The organism is Acinetobacter sp. YH12211 (genome assembly GCF_013418015.1).
In the GTDB taxonomy this organism is placed as follows: Bacteria; Pseudomonadota; Gammaproteobacteria; order Pseudomonadales; family Moraxellaceae; genus Acinetobacter; species Acinetobacter towneri.
Map to the genome: position 1 here is coordinate 1 of NZ_VPCW01000007.1, position 17,652 is coordinate 17,652.

General features: G+C 42.9%; 14 protein-coding genes and 1 pseudogene. 10 read left to right on the forward strand and 5 right to left on the reverse strand.

What is annotated here, in order from left to right; genetic code table 11:
- A pseudogene (locus tag FTU98_RS05290) lies at positions 1-117 on the forward strand (transposase); the annotation flags it as partial.
- 242 nt (positions 118-359) lie between these two features.
- On the opposite strand, the gene FTU98_RS05295 reads toward FTU98_RS05290, so the two are convergent.
- A complete protein-coding gene (locus tag FTU98_RS05295) occupies positions 360-2,183 on the reverse strand; it encodes an acyl-CoA dehydrogenase C-terminal domain-containing protein (protein ID WP_154320290.1) in 1,824 nt (607 codons plus the stop codon).
- A 225-nt stretch (positions 2,184-2,408) separates the two neighbouring features.
- Between FTU98_RS05295 and FTU98_RS05300 the strand changes: the two genes are divergently transcribed.
- Positions 2,409-4,526 (forward strand): hypothetical protein, encoded by a 2,118-nt coding sequence (locus tag FTU98_RS05300; RefSeq protein ID WP_180050650.1) that lies wholly within the window; start codon positions 2,409-2,411, stop codon positions 4,524-4,526.
- Between the two features lie 87 nt (positions 4,527-4,613).
- Positions 4,614-4,793 carry a hypothetical protein gene (locus FTU98_RS05305; RefSeq protein WP_180050652.1) on the forward strand — a complete coding sequence of 60 codons (180 nt, stop codon included), beginning with the start codon at positions 4,614-4,616 and terminating at the stop codon, positions 4,791-4,793.
- 101 nt (positions 4,794-4,894) lie between these two features.
- Here FTU98_RS05305 and aroE read toward each other — a convergent pair whose 3' ends face one another.
- From aroE to hemF, 3 genes are all read right to left on the reverse strand, one after another.
- Positions 4,895-5,683: a shikimate dehydrogenase gene (gene aroE / locus FTU98_RS05310; RefSeq protein WP_167846346.1), complete on the reverse strand. Its 789-nt coding sequence runs from the start codon at positions 5,681-5,683 to the stop codon at positions 4,895-4,897.
- 96 nt (positions 5,684-5,779) lie between these two features.
- A complete protein-coding gene (locus FTU98_RS05315) occupies positions 5,780-5,986 on the reverse strand; it encodes a hypothetical protein (RefSeq protein WP_004974627.1) in 207 nt (68 codons plus the stop codon).
- A gap of 317 nt (positions 5,987-6,303) precedes the next feature.
- Positions 6,304-7,248 (reverse strand): oxygen-dependent coproporphyrinogen oxidase, encoded by a 945-nt coding sequence (hemF, locus tag FTU98_RS05320; RefSeq protein WP_179997387.1) that lies wholly within the window; start codon positions 7,246-7,248, stop codon positions 6,304-6,306.
- A 231-nt stretch (positions 7,249-7,479) separates the two neighbouring features.
- Here hemF and hemN point away from each other — a divergent pair, with 231 nt between their 5' ends.
- Entirely contained in the window at positions 7,480-8,853 is a 1,374-nt protein-coding gene (hemN, locus tag FTU98_RS05325) for an oxygen-independent coproporphyrinogen III oxidase (RefSeq protein WP_096901232.1), read from the forward strand.
- A gap of 44 nt (positions 8,854-8,897) precedes the next feature.
- On the opposite strand, the gene ribA is transcribed toward hemN, so the two are convergent.
- Positions 8,898-9,500: a GTP cyclohydrolase II gene (gene ribA, locus FTU98_RS05330; RefSeq protein ID WP_004974633.1), complete on the reverse strand. Its 603-nt coding sequence runs from the start codon at positions 9,498-9,500 to the stop codon at positions 8,898-8,900.
- Between the two features lie 308 nt (positions 9,501-9,808).
- On the opposite strand from ribA, the gene dxs reads away from it, so the two are divergent.
- The 6 genes from dxs to FTU98_RS05360 all read left to right on the forward strand — a co-directional run bounded on the left by dxs (position 9,809) and on the right by FTU98_RS05360 (position 17,650).
- On the forward strand, positions 9,809-11,719 hold the full coding sequence (dxs, locus tag FTU98_RS05335) for a 1-deoxy-D-xylulose-5-phosphate synthase (RefSeq protein WP_179991600.1): 1,911 nt from the start codon (positions 9,809-9,811) through the stop codon (positions 11,717-11,719).
- A 104-nt stretch (positions 11,720-11,823) separates the two neighbouring features.
- Entirely contained in the window at positions 11,824-12,654 is an 831-nt protein-coding gene (locus FTU98_RS05340) for an inositol monophosphatase family protein (RefSeq protein WP_019836885.1), read from the forward strand.
- A gap of 484 nt (positions 12,655-13,138) precedes the next feature.
- The gene (locus FTU98_RS05345) at positions 13,139-14,989 is read left to right on the forward strand and encodes a DEAD/DEAH box helicase (RefSeq protein ID WP_104852597.1); all 1,851 of its coding nucleotides are present in this window, start codon (positions 13,139-13,141) and stop codon (positions 14,987-14,989) included.
- Positions 14,990-15,378: 389 nt separating this feature from the next.
- Positions 15,379-16,197 (forward strand): ABC transporter ATP-binding protein, encoded by an 819-nt coding sequence (locus FTU98_RS05350; protein WP_179991599.1) that lies wholly within the window; start codon positions 15,379-15,381, stop codon positions 16,195-16,197.
- Positions 16,194-16,973, forward strand: coding sequence for a lipid asymmetry maintenance ABC transporter permease subunit MlaE (gene mlaE / locus FTU98_RS05355; protein WP_004974646.1), 780 nt, complete (start codon positions 16,194-16,196; stop codon positions 16,971-16,973). The genes FTU98_RS05350 and mlaE overlap by 4 nt, the downstream gene beginning before the upstream one ends.
- Positions 16,973-17,650 (forward strand): outer membrane lipid asymmetry maintenance protein MlaD, encoded by a 678-nt coding sequence (locus tag FTU98_RS05360; protein ID WP_179991598.1) that lies wholly within the window; start codon positions 16,973-16,975, stop codon positions 17,648-17,650. The genes mlaE and FTU98_RS05360 overlap by 1 nt, the downstream gene beginning before the upstream one ends.
- Positions 17,651-17,652 lie beyond the last annotated feature (2 nt).

The window sequence follows — 17,652 nt, forward strand, 5'->3', positions numbered from 1 at the left end:
TGGAAGCAGATGAAATATTATTGGCGAGATTTTCAAGTCATGACAGCTGATAAAATAGAGCAATGGGTGGAGAGAGTATCAAACCAATTCGGAAAAGAATACATGTTTACTTTTTAATGACAGCTTATGTTGCTAGAAGACAAGGCTAAGAAGCGAATTGAATGAAACGACTAGAAATTTTATGTCTAGTGATTTTAATTTTTCTGATTTTATATCTGATTCAGTGGGTATTTCATGGTTTTCCAACAGCACATTAAAAGTAATTTTAATTGATGTGTAGATTCGAGTACTGACTTTCTGAAGTAAACACCAAAAGAGCGCATTACGCGCTCTTTTGATTTACATCTGCTTAGAATATTTTAGTAGTCAAAACTAAAATGTTCTGGTGCTAATGCAGTCATGGTTTTAGATGGATTGACCATTGCTTCTGCATGACCTTGGGTACGTGGCAATAAACGCTCAAAGTAGAAATCTGCAACTTTGATTTTGGCTTTATAGAACTCAGGTGTTTCCTGACCATTGCCTTCAGCCAATTTGGTCGAAGCCACAGCCGCTTGTTGCGCCCAGAAATAAGCCATCATCACATAACCAGAGAACATCAAGAAGTCTACTGAAGCACTGGATACGATGTCACGGTCTTTACGTGCTGCCAACATAATGCGCACGGTTAATGCGTTCCATTGAGCACATAGCTTGGTTAAGTCCCATGCAAAACGACGCATGTATTTGTTACGTGCATGCTGACCACAGAATTTCAAAATTTCAGCGGTGTAGTCACGAATCACTTTACCTTTAGAGCTTAACAACACTTTACGACCAATCAAGTCGAGCGCCTGAACGCCAGTTGTACCTTCATATAAGGTAGAAATACGTGAATCACGTACAATTTGCTCCATGCCCCATTCTTTAATATAGCCGTGACCGCCGTACACTTGCATGCCGTGGTTGGCAGCTTCATAACCCATTTCAGTTAAGAAACCTTTTAAGATTGGCGTATAGAAACCTAAATGGTCATCATGCGCTTCAAAAGCAGCAGTATCACCACGCATTAAAGCGTCGTTCATTTTATCTGCCAATTGTGCAGCATGATAAATCATGGCACGACCACCTTCTGCTACGGCTTTTTGCGTTAAGAGCATACGACGTACATCGGCATGGTGAATGATTGCATCAGCTACTTTTTCAGGGTCTTTTTTACCTGAAAGCGCACGCATTGACATACGTTCTTTGGCATACGGCAATGCACCTTGGAATGCCAATTCTGCATGGCAAATCCCCTGAATTGCTGTACCAATACGCGCAGTATTCATAAAGGTAAACATGGCATGTAAGCCTTTGTGTGGTTCACCAATCAAATAACCCACGGCATTGTCAAAGTTTAGGACTGCAGTTGCAGACGCGCGAATCCCCATTTTGTGTTCAATTGAGCCACAAGTGACAGGATTGCGTTCACCCACCGTACCTTCTGCTGTTGGCAAGAATTTCGGTACGATAAATAATGAAATACCTTTCGTGCCTGCAGGTGCATCTGGGAGGCGCGCTAACACAATATGAATGATGTTTTCAGTCAGGTCATGTTCGCCTGCAGAAATAAAGATTTTGGTGCCTGAAATTGCATAAGTACCATCAGCTTGTGGTTCTGCTTTGGTTTTTACCTGACCTAAGTCGGTACCACATTGTGGTTCAGTCAAACACATGGTGCCTGACCAAGTACCTGCAACCAAGTGCGGTAAATAGGTATCTTTTTGCGCGTCTGTACCAAATTGCATAATGGTGTTGATACAACCCACGCTTAAACCTGGATACATTTGGAATGACCAGTTTGCTGTACCCATCATTTCAGATTTGATGAGGTTTAGCGACATTGGCAGGTTTTGACCGCCGTATTGTTCAGGGTAAGACAGACCTTGCCAGCCACCTTGCACAAATTGGTCATAGGCTTCTTTAAAGCCTTTCGGTGTGGTCACATTGCCATTTTCAAAATGACAGCCTTCTTCATCGCCTGATTGATTAAGAGGAGAAAGTACATTTTCACAGAAATCTGCTGCACCTTCCAAAATCATATCGACTGTATCTGCGTCCGCAAGTTCACCGTTAGAAAGATTTTTGTAGTGGGTCGGGTAATCAAGCACTTCGTTCATTAAGAAACGAATATCGTGTAATGGGGCTTTATATGCTGGCATAGTCTTAATCCTAATTTAGAAATAGTTTTGGATTATCTGTATCGATATGTTGATTATTCACACTCATGATCAAAAAACATTGATAAGAATAGCGAATAAAAATGTCAGAAATGCGAATAGTGAAAATTATTCACCTTACAAAAACGAATGAAGTGTTATGTTACAATGTATCATAATCTATATGTTTGAACAGACCAATCTATAATGAATATAAGGTGTTTAGCAATGAAGATACAATTAAAATATTTATCTTTATGTCTTTTTAGTTTAGCTGCTACAGGTTGTTCGCAGCATGTCATTAAGACCAATTCCAATCAGACGGCAAGTATAGAACAAAAGGCAATTACAGGGTTAAATGCCATCTTTGAAACGCCAAGTTATGACTTTCAGGGCAAATTACGGGTACAGAGCAATTTAGTTGAAGCAATACCAAAAGTAGCGGCTCCTGCTACACTCGATCCTGTACTTAAAAAGCAATTAGATCAGTATTTAAAACAGCAAAAAGTCCGTTTAAGTACACAAGAAAAACAAAACTTATATACGGCAATGGCTAAGGAACAAAACTCTGCTTCCTATGCTGCAGGGGCAATCGAAAAATCGAGTCCTTTTAATTTTGTGTTGAATGTATTGAATGACACTCAGTTTAGCTACGATGGCTCGGTGCATTATCGGCAAAAAATTGCTGCTTTGAATGTGGCAGCACGTTATGAAAAACCGACACTTTTGGTGCAAATGAAAGTACCGATGGTGGTCGATTTTAATGAATATAAGTTCTATACCAATTATTTTTCTTTGTTGCCTTATTTGGTAAATAAAGATAGTCAAAATGACTTTGCCTATATCGACTTTTCTAAATACAAAGCCGATTTTGAGCGGATTAAAGTGGCACAATTTGCCGAATATTTAAAAGCCATGAATGCGGTGCCGTATGTATTGGCAGATTCTAATCACATTCAAAAATTATCTTTAACTGCACAAGAACGTCAGCAAAAAATTAGTGAAAAAATACGTTTGAACAGTAGCTTGGAAGATATGTTGCTGCAGCTTGCCATGTTTGATCAGGTCAATGCACCGTATTTGCAACAGACCGTATTGGGGCAGGCGACCACAACTGAAGATGCTACTGAGCAAGTTGAAACTACACAAGATACATCAGCCAAAGAAAGTGCTGAAGACTACTTAAAACACAATGAAACTGCTGAAGATTATGGTATGAGCCAAGAGGCTTTTGTGGCTTATCAAGCCACCCTTGCTTTGCGTGATTTGGTCAGTCAGAAGTTTTATGCAACTGAAACGACAGCGAATAACGCAGCAGATTATTCAGCAGATGCTCGTGAAGATGCCACGCTTGCGGCTGAACAAGCCGTTCAGGCAGCGGCTGAGCAGGCTGAAGATTCAGCAACCACCGCAAGTATGCTAAGCGAACAAGACTGTCAGCGTTTGATCGAAACAGCAAAAACAGCCAAAGTCGGGGATTTAACCTACTGTGCTTATGCCTATGAATTAGAAGCATTTAGTCCAAATCGTGCTGAGCAGGCACAATCGGTATTGGATGAGCACTTTGCTTCACCGCAAGAAAAGCTAGCTAAAGTTTTTGAACCATATCGTTCGGAACAATTGGTCGATGCCGCTGCTTTCGCAGCTTTGTGGCAAAAACATCAGGCTGAAATTCAACAGATTATGAATGCTACACCTAAAGATAAAAAAACACCGATGCAAATTGATGTGGCTTTAGATGATCAGGGGAGTGCTGCAAAAATTGATTATGCACTGCAATTTAAACGCGAAAATTACGGCACAATTCATGTGTATAACGATGTCAGCATTGCGAATTATGGGCAAGCCAGCAAAATTGACCGTAGTGCGCTGCGTCAAGCCAAATCCATTCAAGAAGTTAGTAAAGACTCAATTTTAGAAAAATGGGTGACAAATTTAGGGCGTACCTTGGAGCAGGAAACTGCAGAAAATAAAGATAAGACCACTGCAAAACCCGCCTTAAGTTATGATGAAGAATTAGCGCAGTTGGCACAAAAAACCTATCAACAAACAGAATCTTTTAGTCAGACTTATCAGACTTTATTTTTAGTGCACATGGCAGCAGAGCAAAGTGCGTGGGTAAAAAATCTTAGTCCACAAACCTTGCAGGAAATGGCAGAAGTGTATGCCTATTGGTTTAGTGATGAGCGCTACTATGACCCGAAAGGTACGGCGCTAAAACGGATTGAAGCCTTACAAGCCAAGCATCATTTAGAAGAAGATGAGCAATTTAATAATGCAATTGGTCGTCGTATCAATAATTTGACTGAAGATGCAGTCGATGAAAATAAAGTCGCACTTGAATAGCGTAAGCTGAAACAGCAATACAAGCAACCACAACAGATATTTGCTCAGCAATATTTAAAAGCCTATGAAGCAGCTTATGATTGGGATGTGCCTGACTTGGAGAATTTAAAGAAAACGGCACACATTTTGGGGCAGACGTATGTTGATCGTCAGCAGGGCAAATTGAGCCAAAATTCAATTCGCACTTTAACTGAAGATCAGGCTGAACAGATTGATTATGAGTTATATATGGATGTGTATGAAGATATGCAGAAATTTGTAAAATAAACCGTGGGTGAAAATGGGCAATCAGCGTTCAACAAGATTGCCCAGTTTAAATAAAAAAATAGCCCTTTGCTGCTCAAGGGCTATTTTTATTTGGTGATGATTTAGAGGAAATCTTTTAATTCAGGTTTCACGCCATTCCAAATATAAAAAGATTCAATCGCCTGTCCGACCAGCATGCCAAAACCTTCCGATGTCGGTACGCCACGCGCTTTGGCTTGTTCTAAAAAGCTCGAAGGTTTGCCATAAGCCATTTCATAAGCAAAATTAAACTGCAAACACTCAGGCAAGGTGAGGGCATCTCCCGTTAAGCTGGCAGACGTCGCATTAATGGCTAAATCAAATTGACCTATTAAATCGGTAAGTGCCATGGCTTGTAATTCTGCTTGCGGTACGGCAGCTTGTAGGTCAGCAACCAGTTGTTCAGCACGGGCAAGGGTGCGGTTGGCAATCACAATTTTTTTTGCGCCTGCTTGTACCAACGGATAAATTACCCCGCGGGTTGCACCACCAGCGCCAATAATCAAAATATCACTGTGCTCTAAATTCCAGCCCAAAGCACGAATGGCATCAACCAAACCCTGACCATCGGTATTGTCGCCATGCAAAACACCATCTTGCATCCACAAGGTATTGACTGCTTTGGCAATTTTGGCACGTTCGGTTAATACGCCACATTGGGCAAATGCTTGCTCTTTAAAAGGCACGGTTACATTCATGCCTACACCGCCCTGATTAAAAAAGTCTGCAACACTGTCTCTAAAACCATCAAGAGGGGCAAGGCGTTTGCTGTATTGCAGGTCAATGCCTGTTTTTTCTGCAAAGGCATGATGCAGTTCAGGAGAACGTGATTGTTCAATTGGGTTGCCAATCACGGCAAATTGTTTGCGCATTTGCCAAAATCCATGTGCTGAAATGTGCATCAATATACGTCAAATTCAGCGCGGACTAAAGCCTATGGTGGTATAAAACGGTGGGAGTCTTTGGACTTAAGGATTACAAATCTCTAAAACGGTTTCTAATACCAAAATAGTGGCAATCACGAACATGGCAATGCCCGCTAAAATGCTGCTACTAATGGCTAAGCCATCTGAAAGATGACTTTCAAAAATAAAGGTCATGCAAATTGAGCCAAGTAACATGGCAAAGGTTGCCCAAAATAAAAAGATTTTGTGTTTGAACAGCGGGCTAAACATGCGGATCTCCTGACAGATGTGGCGCAGTGTGACATAAGGCTTTGACAGTTTGATGAATTCGCCTTTGACTCATGGTTTGATGTATGGATAGTTAAATCCTATTTGTGCATGGTCGAATAGGGTGCGCGGTCACATCATCTATTAAAATCCATCCGCACTATCATGACAGTTAATTCATGCTGTGCATATTTATTGATTTGAAAATAAGCAATAAAGTTTGTAAGTAAAAAAGCGATTCGTGGAAGAATCGCTTTTTTGAACCTTGAATGTGATCTTTTTTACACTGCGATGTAGCAAGGTTTCACCAGTCGCGAGCTTTAACTCGTCTTGAGATTTAACCAATCGCGTGGTTTTAAATAATAGTCAGTGAGTTTTTTCTCTGCGGAATCTTCTGCCCATTCAGGACGGTACGACCATCCCGCCAAGTTCGGTAAGCTGACTAAAATGGACTCAATCCGTCCACCTGTCTGCAAGCCAAATAAAGTGCCACGGTCATAGACCAGATTGTATTCCACATAACGTCCACGACGGTAAAGCTGGAACTCACGTTGTGCTTCGGTATAGGCTTTGTCACGATTACGCTCAAAAATAGGCAGAATTGCAGCCAAATAACCGTTACCCACCGCCTGAATATAGTTGAAACAGGTGTCAAAGTCCCATTGATTCAGATCATCAAAAAATAAACCACCCACGCCACGCTGTTCATCACGGTGCTTTAAATAAAAATAGTCATCACACCATTGTTTATGTTCTGCATAGACTTGATCGCCAAAAGGCGCACATAAGTCATGTGCTGTTTGGTGCCATGCCAACACATCTTCATCATTTGGATAAAATGGTGTCAGGTCAAAACCACCACCAAACCACCAAATTGGCGGTTGTCCTTCAGGTTCAGCGACAAATAAACGCACATTGGCGTGCGAGGTGGGTACATGCGGGTTTTTCGGGTGAATTACCAATGATACACCCATCGCTTGCGCAGGTACGCCTGCAATATTGGGATGACGCTCAGTTGCAGAAGCAGGCAGTTTTGAAATATTGATATGCGAAAACATCACCCCGCCTTTTTCAATGACTGTACCGTTTTGTAAGACACGGGAACGACCACCGCCACCTTCAGGACGTTGCCAGTCATCAATTTCAAACTGTGCGCTTCCGCCACCTGCCTGTTCTTGTTGTTCTAAAGCCGCACAAATTCGCGCCTGCAAATCGAGAAGAAATTCACGTACACGTTGAATATCCGCGTGAGTAGGATGCGACATGGCCACCTCAGGATAAAAATAAAATGGCTTACATCAAAACATAAAACTGTCTAAAAATTAAGGGGTTTATCCAGTTTGCTGCAAATCGCTCAGGCAATTGTGCAAGGTGCTTTGTATTTCAGCATGTATTCCGAGCAAAAGACTAGGTTGATTTCCATGCCTAAGCTCAGCACAATAGTTTTTACAATCTAAATTTTAGTCAGCAGCAATTAACTGAATGGGGCAGAGTGGATGACACAGCAGGCAAATTCTTTAATTCAAAAATACAATGTGCCTGGACCACGTTATACCAGTTATCCAACCGTACCTTATTGGGATGATGCTACTTTTTCAGCCGAGGCATGGCAGCAGACGCTGAAGCGTTCTTTTGATGAATCTAATGCCAGCGAAGGCATTAGTCTGTATATTCATTTGCCATTTTGCGAAAGTCTATGCACTTTTTGTGGCTGTCATAAACGTGTCACCAAACGCCATGAAGTTGAACAGCCATACATTCAGGCGTTATTAAAAGAGTGGGACTTATATTGCCAATTGCTCGAAAGCACTCCCATCATTAAAGAAATTCACTTGGGCGGTGGCACACCAACTTTCTTTTCTGTCGAACATTTGACGCAGCTCATTCAAGGCATTCTGGCAAAAGCCAAAGTGGCAGAACAGCACGAATTTAGTTTTGAAGGTCATCCCAATAACACCACCCGCGAACATTTACAGGCCTTATATGACTTGGGTTTTCGTCGGGTCAGTTATGGCGTGCAGGATTATAATGAAAAAGTGCAGCGCGCCATTCATCGGATGCAGCCTTTTGAGCATGTGCAACGTGTGACCGAGTGGGCGCGTGAAATTGGCTATGATTCTATTTCACATGATTTGGTTTTTGGTTTGCCCTTTCAAAATCTAGACGATGTACTGAATACCATTGAGCAGACCCAACGTTTAATGCCAGACCGTTTGGCATTTTACAGTTATGCGCATGTGCCATGGATTAAAGGCAATGGGCAGCGTGGTTTTAAAGATGAAGATGTACCTAAAGATGAATTAAAACGTCAGTGCTATGAAGAAGGCAAACAGCGTCTTTTGGCCTATGGTTATCATGAAATTGGGATGGATCACTTTGCCTTAGAACGTGATGGTATGTATCAGTCGTTTAAAAATGGTACCTTGCACCGTAATTTTATGGGCTATACCGCATCTAAAACGCAGCTTATGATTGGCTTGGGTGTTTCATCTATTAGCGACAGTTGGTATAGCTTTGCGCAAAATGAAAAAAGCATTGAAGACTATTATGCCCGTTTAGCCTGCAATGAAATTCCTGTGTTTAAAGGGCATGTGCTGGATCGGGAAGATTTGGTAATACGTCAGCATATTTTAAATTTAATGTGCAGCTTTGAAACGTCGTGGGCCAGTCCAGAATTGGCATTTCCTGAAATTGAGCAAGTGCTGCAACAGTTACAGGAAATGCAGGAAGATGAATTACTGCTCATTCAAGATCAGCACATTCAGATTTTGGAAAAAGGTAAACCTTTTGTGCGCAATATTTGTATGGCCTTTGATTTGCGTTTAAAACGCCGTATGCCGAATAATCGTATTTTTTCGATGACGATTTAAGTAAGTTGAGTAGAAATTATTTAATTCAAAAATTAAAAGGTGACTCAGAAGTCACCTTTATCATACATGTGCGCCATGCGTTCGTGTTTGGTTTGCAAATATTCTTCATTGAATGGATTTAGACCCACAGTTAAAGGCACACGGTCTACCACCGTAATCCCTTGTTCCTGTAATGCTTGAATTTTCAAAGGGTTGTTGGTGATTAAGCGCACAGCTTTAACCTGCAAATGATCTAGCATAATGCTGCACATATCATAGCGACGTGCATCGGCAGGTAAATTCAGCATTAAATTGGCATCCACCGTGTCATGTCCTTGATCTTGCAGGGCATAAGCACGAATTTTATTGGTCAAGCCAATCCCGCGACCTTCTTGGCGTAAATATAAAATCACACCTTGTCCTGCGTCATTAATCAGACGTTGAGTGGCTTGAAGCTGTGGGCCACAGTCGCATTTTAAAGACGCGAAAGCATCGCCAGTTAAACATTCTGAGTGAATCCGTACCAGAACGGGCTGGGTTGGCGCAGTGTCCAAACCTTTGGATAATGCCACGTGTTCTTCGCCAGTTTCAGGATCTTGAAATACCGTAATGTTGAATTCACCAAATGCGGTCGGTAATCGTGAGGTTGCGACAAACTTAATCGGCACTGTTTAACTCGTGAAATAGTCGATAAATTGTTTAAAGTATAGCGTAATGCTCAGACATTAGTAGAATAGCGAACACGAATTTATACAGAAGATTTTCTTTTTTGTATAAAGCGCACGATAATGGTTGATAAATAGTTAGATTATTCAGGATAATCTACCCACCCAACGTGTGCCCAACTGAAATCACTGCTCAAAACTACATCGCTAGAAATGTGGCTGATTGAAGGTAATACCATTCGGTTATATGATCGAGTAATTCCCATTGACCTCGCTTAGGATTTGCCAGGCTTTAGAAGGCTTTGCCACATATGCTGTATACAGAAATTCCAACTCAACGCCCTGTAACACCATTGCTCGATGAGATTGACCATCCGCAGCAATTACGTTTACTCGCGCAAAGCCAGCTTCCACAGGTGGCAGATGAGTTACGTCAATTCATTTTGTATGCCGCAGGTCAAAGTGGAGGACACTTTGGCGCAAACTTAGGCGTGATCGAACTGACCGTTGCGCTGCATTATTGCTTTAATACCCCACACGATCGCTTAATTTGGGATGTCGGTCATCAGGCTTATCCGCATAAAGCCCTAACAGGACGCCGCGAGCAACTCACCACCATTCGCGCCAAAGATGGTTTGGCTGCATTCCCTGCGCGTGAAGAATCTATTTTTGATACCTTTGGCGTTGGTCACTCCTCAACAGCAATTTCTGCAGGATTGGGGATGGCGTTGGCACGACGTTATCAACAAAACCCGTGTGAAGTTGTTGCCATTATTGGCGATGGTGCTATGACGGCAGGTATGGCTTTTGAAGCCATGAATGATGCAGTGGCCCACCAAGCCGATATGATGGTGGTGCTGAATGACAACGATATGTCAATTTCATGTAGCACAGGCGGCTTTGCCAAACATCTTGCTGCCATTTGGGAGCGTGGTGAATCGGTTTATGTCAGTGAAACAGGTGAGGCTTACGTGCAGCCGCATCCAAAATGGACATACAACTCACGTTTGCACTGTGCTGCCACTGAAGCTGCAGACAACTTATTTAAAGCGATTGGGTTTGATTATTTCGGCCCTTTCGATGGACATGATGTTGAACAACTCACACACGTGTTTAATGCGCTGAAAAAACGTAAAGGCCCACGTTTAATTCACGTTTACACTAAAAAAGGCAAAGGCTTTGCGCCTGCAGAAGCTGATCAAATTAAATATCATGCCATTGGTAAAATTCATGCCAAAGCTGCACCAGTTAGCGCACCTAAATATTCTGATGTATTTGGGCAGTGGTTATGTGATCAGGCAGAACAAGATTCACGATTATTGGCAATTACGCCAGCCATGTGCGAAGGTTCGGGCATGGTGCAATTTGCCAAACAATTCCCAGAACGCTATTTTGATGTCGCGATTGCCGAACAGCATGCGGTGACTTTGGCTGCGGGTATGGCCTGTGAAGGTTTGAAGCCTGTGGTGGCGATTTACTCTACCTTCTTGCAGCGTGGTTATGACCAACTGATTCATGATGTCGCTTTGCAAAATCTGGATGTTACTTTTGGTATCGACCGTGCAGGTTTGGTGGGTGAAGATGGCCCGACCCATGCAGGTGCTTACGACTATGCCTATATGCGTACCGTACCGAATATCGTGATTATGGCACCAAAAGACGAAAATGAATGTCGTCAAATGCTGCACACGGCTTATTTATATAACGGCCCTGCAGCAGTGCGTTATCCACGCGGGCATGGTTTGGGTGTCGAAATTCAGCAGCAGATGACTGCAATTCCATTAGGACAAGCTGAAATTGTGGCGCAGTTCAATCCACAATATGATGACTATATTTCAGTGCTGGCTTTTGGTAGCCGTGTGCAAGCGGCAGTTGAAGCGGCTGAAGCGTTTGCTCAGCAGCACGATGTCGCAGTACGTGTGGTGAATATGCGTTTTGTGAAGCCATTGGATGAAAAGCTGTTAGCTGAGATTGCAGACAGCACTGTATTATTCGTCACTATTGAAGAACATGCGATTATGGGTGGTGCAGGCAGTGCCGTGAGTGAATACTTGGCAAAGGCACAAATTGTTAAACCAATTATTCATTTAGGTTTAGAAGATAGCTTTATGCAACAGGCGACACATGGTCAAATGCTGCAACAGGCAGGTTTAGATGCACAAGGCATTGAAAAATCAATGCAAAATGCTTGGCAAATACTGCATCAATCTATATTGAATTAATTTTTAGCAACACTTCTTCCCCAAAAGCCTCAATATTTGCTAAAATATTGGGGCTTTCATGCATTATTCTTTATCAATCTCTTCAAATTTGTAGTGGGTGTTCAATGGAACCTATGGTGGTGATGGCTGCGCGTGCGGCTCAAACAGTTGGTCAAGAGCTTTTAAAAGCGCATCAGAATCGTCATAAACTCGATCTACAAGTCGAAGAAAAAGGCATTGATGGTCCTGTAACGCGCGTAGATCGTTACCTCGAGCAATTGACCATTGATACATTACGCAAAAGTTATAAAAATCACAGCTTCCTGGGCGAAGAATTTGGCATGCAGGAAGGCAAAGGTCACGATGCCGACTGGTGTTGGGTGATTGATCCTTTAGATGGCACGCTAAACTTTGTTCACGGTTTCCCTCATTTCTGTATTTCGATTGCAGTGCAACACAAAGGTGTGACACAGCACGGTGTTATTTACGATCCTGTAAAAGATGAGTTGTTCTCTGCGAGCCGTGGCCGTGGTGCGATGATGAATCAACGTCGTATTCGTGTAAATGTAAAAGACAGTTTAGACAACACCTTCTTGGCAGTGGGTCATGCTTATCGTGCTAAGCGCGATGGCGAAATTGTTTCTTATGCCAAAAACCATTTTGAAAGTTTATTGAATGTGACAGAAGCAGGCGCTCAATACCGCCGTGCAGGTTCTGCTGCATTAGACTTGGCTTATGTGGCTGCAGGTCGTTTAGATGGTTATTTTGAACTTGGCTTAAAACCGTGGGATATTGCTGCGGGTGAGTTAATTGTGAAAGAAGCGGGCGGTACTGTGGTCGATGCACGTGGTGGCAGCGACTCTATGGAAAATGGGCAAGTTTTGGCATGTTCAATGAAAATGTTAAAACCACTTATGAAAGCGGTTGTGCCTGCTTGGGGCGAAGCAGCGAAATAATCAGCTGATCATATTTATACTTAAATAAGACACTTAGCAAAGCTCTCATCCTGAGGGCTTTTCTTTTACCTAACGGTCTAAAACTGCTGGTTTTAAATCTGTTGTTATCGTCCATATACTAGTCATAAAAGCAGAATCTATCACTGTTTACACAAAAAACAGCAAAAGTCGATTAAATAAGGTGACTTTTAAAATAATCCTGCTATAATCCGCGCACGCACTTAATTTCTGTTCATTACCTGAACATTTCTCTTCTAATCATTGTGTATGCGCGTGCGGTCCAAAGAGAGGACGATATCTCGCGCCCCAATCGCTAAAGCGATTCCTTCAGGTTAAGCCGTAATCATGCGTGCGTTATATCACATCGTCGTTACTCGGATCGCCGCTGAATCTTAAATTGTCAGCGATAATTGCTGTACCGCTTTTTGCCGATGTCCATCTGACTTTATTTAATGGAGCACCCATTTTCAGGGTGAAAATCTCTATGAGCAAAACTTTTGCTGATTTTTCTTTACATGAATCTTTACAACAAGCTTTAGAAGGCTTGAACTTTACTACGCCGACTCCTGTTCAAGAACAATCGATCCCAGCGGCACTTGAAGGTAAAGACTTATTGGTATCTAGCCAAACAGGTTCTGGTAAAACTGCTGCATTTTTACTCCCAACTTTAAACGCGCTTGCTAATCAAGATACTTTCGTACCATTTAAAGAGCGTATGAAAGCTATTACTCAGCCGTCAATTTTAGTGCTTTGCCCAACACGTGAATTGGCTCAACAAGTTAGCCAAGACGCGATTGCATTTGTACGTCACATGAAAGGTGTACGTATTGCAGCAATCATGGGTGGTATGCCTTTTGGTAAGCAAATCCAACAATTAAAAGGTGCGCAAGTGGTTGTAGCGACTCCAGGTCGTTTACTTGACTTGGTGAACCGTCGTCAAATCAAACTTGATAAAGTTGATGCCTTAATTGTAGACGAAGCTGACCGTATGCTCGATTTAGGCTTCTCTGAAGACCTAGAAGCGATTAGCGATTTAGCTGCTAACCGTAAGCAAACCTTGATGTTCTCTGCAACTTTTGCCAGCCGTATTATCACACTTGCAGAACGCATGATGAATGAGCCTGTACGTATTGCGATTGAAACAGGTCACTCAACGAACATGGACATCACCCAGACTTTACACTGGACTGATGGTTTCGAGCACAAGAAAAAATTATTGTCACACTGGTTATCTGATGAAGGTGTAGATCAAGCGGTTGTATTCGCATCTACTCAAGAAGATACCGATATGCTGGCTGAAGAATTGGCTGAAGCGGGTCACTCGGTTGTTGCACTACACGGTGCAATGCCACAAACCGTTCGTAACCGTCGTTTACGCAGCATTCGCGAAGGCCGTGCAAAAATCTTGGTTGCAACAGACGTTGCAGCACGTGGTTTAGACGTACCAACTATTTCTCACGTGATTAACTTCGGTTTACCAATGAAAAATGAAGACTATGTACACCGTATTGGTCGTACAGGTCGTGCGGGTCGTACTGGTAACGCGATTACTTTGGCAACTTACCGTGAGCGCGGCAAAATCCGTGCGTTGGAAGATTTCTTAGATGCACGTTTAAGCGTTTCTGAAATTGAAGGCTTAGAGCCATCTCCACCTCCAGCACGTTCTGGTCGTGACGGTGGTCGTGGTCGTCGTGATGGCGGTCGCGGTGGTCGTGGCGGTTTTGGTGGCGGTCGTCGTTTTGAAGGCGAAAGCAACTTTAAACGTCGTGAAGGTGGTGATGATCGTCCACGTCGCAGCTTTGATGACAAACCACGTGGTGAACGTCCTGCATTTGGTGAAGATCGTCCGCGTCGCGAGTTCAACTCAGACCGTCCACGTCGTGAAGGTGGTTTCGGTGATCGTCCACAGCGTTCATTTGAAGACCGTCCACGTCGTGAATTTAATTCAGATCGTCCACGCCGCGAAGGTGGTTTTGGTGATCGTCCACAACGTTCATTTGAAGATCGTCCGCGTCGTGAATTTAATTCAGACCGTCCACGTCGCGAAGGTGGTTTCAACGATAAACCACGCTTTGATGCGACTGATGACAACCGTGGCAACCGCGTAGACTATAAACCACGTCGCGAAGGTGGTTTCGGTGACCGTCCAAAACGTGATTTTGGTGATCGTCCTGCACGTCGTGAAGGTGGTTTTGGTGACCGTCAACCACGTTCTTTTGATGATCGTCCTAAGCGTTCATTTGGTGGTGAAGATCGTCCACGTCGTGAGTTCAATTCAGATCGTCCACGCCGTGAAGGTGGTTTTGATCGCCCACGTCGTAAATTTAACGACTAAGCGCTATCTGAAGCGTCAGCTTAAAGAAAACCGGTGTTGAGCACCGGTTTTTTTTGTTAAAAAAATGATTTTCCGTCTGAATAAAATGTATACTGTGTCATGTTTTTATTGTGTTGTGCGAATTATGAACATCGATGGCTTGCGAATGCTGATGCAGACGAGAGAGGGAATGATGCCGTATATTGGTTTAGCGCTGATTTTATGTAATTTAATTTATTATATTATTTCCTCTTATTTTTAAGTATTTGCTGTAATGAAAGTGATTTAGATAACAATAATATTTATAGTTGCACAAGACGTGCACAGTTTTAAAAAATTTGCTAGATAACATTTTATGCTTCAATCCTTTATAGTATGCGTGCTGAAAAAATGCAGGAAGACCCTCAGCTATGAATAATTCAACACCTCAACATGAGCCGTCATTGATTGAAGTCAATGAACTGAGCTTTAAGCGAGGGAAACGTGTCATTTTTGAAAATGTCAGTTTAAAGATTCGCCGTGGTCAAATTACTGCCATTATGGGACCTTCAGGTACTGGTAAAACCACGTTATTACGTTTGATTGGTGGTCAGTTGACTCCCGATCATGGTGATATTTTTCTGGATGGAAAAAATCTTGCGCAAATGTCGCGTCAGGAGTTATTTGCTGCGCGCGCACGTATGGGCATGTTATTCCAAAGCGGTGCGTTATTTACCGATATGAGCGTATATGAAAACGTCGCGTTTCCATTGCGTGCACATACCCAGTTGCCTGAACATTTAATTGCAGAATTGGTGGCTTTAAAACTTGAAGCAGTCGGTTTGCGTGGTACAGAACAACTTATGCCTGCAGAACTCTCAGGCGGGATGAACCGTCGTGTGGCATTGGCACGTGCGATTGCGTTAGACCCTGAATTGATCATGTACGATGAGCCGTTTGCAGGGCAAGACCCGATTGTAAAAGGTGTGTTGACCCGTTTAATCCGTTCCTTGCGTGAAGCGTTGGATTTAACCACCATCATCGTCTCGCATGATGTTGGCGAAACTTTATCAATTGCCGACTACATTTATATTATCGCGGAAGGCGTGATTCAGGGCGAAGGTACACCTGCAGAATTAAAACAGCATGAATCGGCATTTGTACGTCAGTTCTTAACAGGCGCTGCCGAAGGGCCAGTCGATTATCAATTTAGCCATCGGGCTTATTTAAGTGATGAGGTGCGTTCATGAATGCTATTGCCGCATTAGGTCAACGCGTCATTGAGCGTGTTCGTGGCATTGGTGTCGCCACCCAAATGTTGTTGCAAATTCTATTTTCCATGCCAACCCTGCTTGGGGTGAAGCTGTTCCTGTACCAAATGTACCGTGTTGGCGTGATGTCATTATTGATTATTGCGGTATCAGGTTTATTTATTGGTTTGGTATTGGGCTTACAAGGCTACTCCATTTTGGTCAATATTGGTTCAGAAGCCATGTTGGGCACGATGGTGTCTTTGACTTTATTACGTGAGTTGGCACCTGTGGTCGCTGCGCTGTTATTTGCAGGTCGTGCAGGTTCTGCCTTAACTGCAGAAATTGGTCTGATGAAAGCCACAGAGCAATTGGCCAGCATGGAAATGATTGGGGTAGACCCACTCAAGCGTATTGTGTCACCACGTTTATGGGCGGGAATAGTCAGCCTGCCAATGCTCTCCATTATTTTTGCTGCAATTGGCATTATGGGCGGCAAAATGGTTGGGGTCGATTTTCTAGGGGTCGATGAAGGTTCTTTCTGGGGCGGTATGCAAAGCAGCGTGCAGTTCTATAAAGATATTTTTAACGGCACAATTATTAAAAGTTTTGTTTTTGCATTAATTTGTACTTGGATTGCAGTATATCAAGGCTATGCCTGTGTCCCAACATCGGAAGGCATTGCGACGTCGACCACACGAACCGTGGTGTATTCTTCATTATGTGTTTTAGGTTTTGATTTTGTGTTGACTGCGGTCATGTTCGGAGGTGTTTAATGAAATCACGTACAAGTGAGCTGGCCGTAGGTGTATTTGTCATTTTGACAGGCATTGCATTATTTTTCTTGGCCATGAAAGTCAGTGGATTGGTGGGTACCAATTTGCGCGACAGTTACAATATGACAGCAACTTTTGACAACGTGAATGGTTTAAAACCACGTGCTAAAGTCACCATGAGCGGTGTCACCATTGGTCGTGTTAATGATATTACTTTAGACCCTGTATCGCGTTTGGCTACAGTTGAATTTGAACTGGATGGCAGGTTGACCAGTTTTAATCCTGAACAACTAAAAACAGTGCAAAATTATGCGCTTGAAGAATTGCGTTACAGTGCAGAATACCAAGAGGCAAGCCCTCAGCAACAAAAAGAAATGGAAAAACAACTGTTGGGTAACATGAAATCCATCACCAGTATTGATGAAGATGCTTACATAATGGTAGCAACCAATGGTCTATTGGGTGAGAAATATCTCAAAGTGGTTCCAGGTGGTGGTTTGAACTTTGTGAAGCGTGGCGAAAGTATTGCCAACACACAAGGCACCATGGATTTAGAAGATTTAATCAGTAAGTTTATTACTGGCGGTGCAGCGAAAACATCCAACGCAGCGTCAGACGCAGATAAAGACACAGCGACAGCTGAAACAACAGATGCAGAAGTGTCATTTGTTGAGTAATG

Coding starts and splice junctions, on each gene's coding strand:
- mlaE (WP_004974646.1), top strand. CDS start 16,194: ATGAATGCTATTGCCGCATTAGGTCAACGCGTCATTGAGCGTGTTCGT.
- FTU98_RS05295 (WP_154320290.1), bottom strand. CDS start 2,183: ATGCCAGCATATAAAGCCCCATTACACGATATTCGTTTCTTAATGAAC.
- FTU98_RS05345 (WP_104852597.1), top strand. CDS start 13,139: ATGAGCAAAACTTTTGCTGATTTTTCTTTACATGAATCTTTACAACAA.
- FTU98_RS05300 (WP_180050650.1), top strand. CDS start 2,409: ATGAAGATACAATTAAAATATTTATCTTTATGTCTTTTTAGTTTAGCT.
- aroE (WP_167846346.1), bottom strand. CDS start 5,683: ATGCGCAAACAATTTGCCGTGATTGGCAACCCAATTGAACAATCACGT.
- FTU98_RS05340 (WP_019836885.1), top strand. CDS start 11,824: ATGGAACCTATGGTGGTGATGGCTGCGCGTGCGGCTCAAACAGTTGGT.
- dxs (WP_179991600.1), top strand. CDS start 9,809: ATGCTGTATACAGAAATTCCAACTCAACGCCCTGTAACACCATTGCTC.
- FTU98_RS05315 (WP_004974627.1), bottom strand. CDS start 5,986: ATGTTTAGCCCGCTGTTCAAACACAAAATCTTTTTATTTTGGGCAACC.
- FTU98_RS05350 (WP_179991599.1), top strand. CDS start 15,379: ATGAATAATTCAACACCTCAACATGAGCCGTCATTGATTGAAGTCAAT.
- FTU98_RS05360 (WP_179991598.1), top strand. CDS start 16,973: ATGAAATCACGTACAAGTGAGCTGGCCGTAGGTGTATTTGTCATTTTG.
- hemN (WP_096901232.1), top strand. CDS start 7,480: ATGACACAGCAGGCAAATTCTTTAATTCAAAAATACAATGTGCCTGGA.
- hemF (WP_179997387.1), bottom strand. CDS start 7,248: ATGTCGCATCCTACTCACGCGGATATTCAACGTGTACGTGAATTTCTT.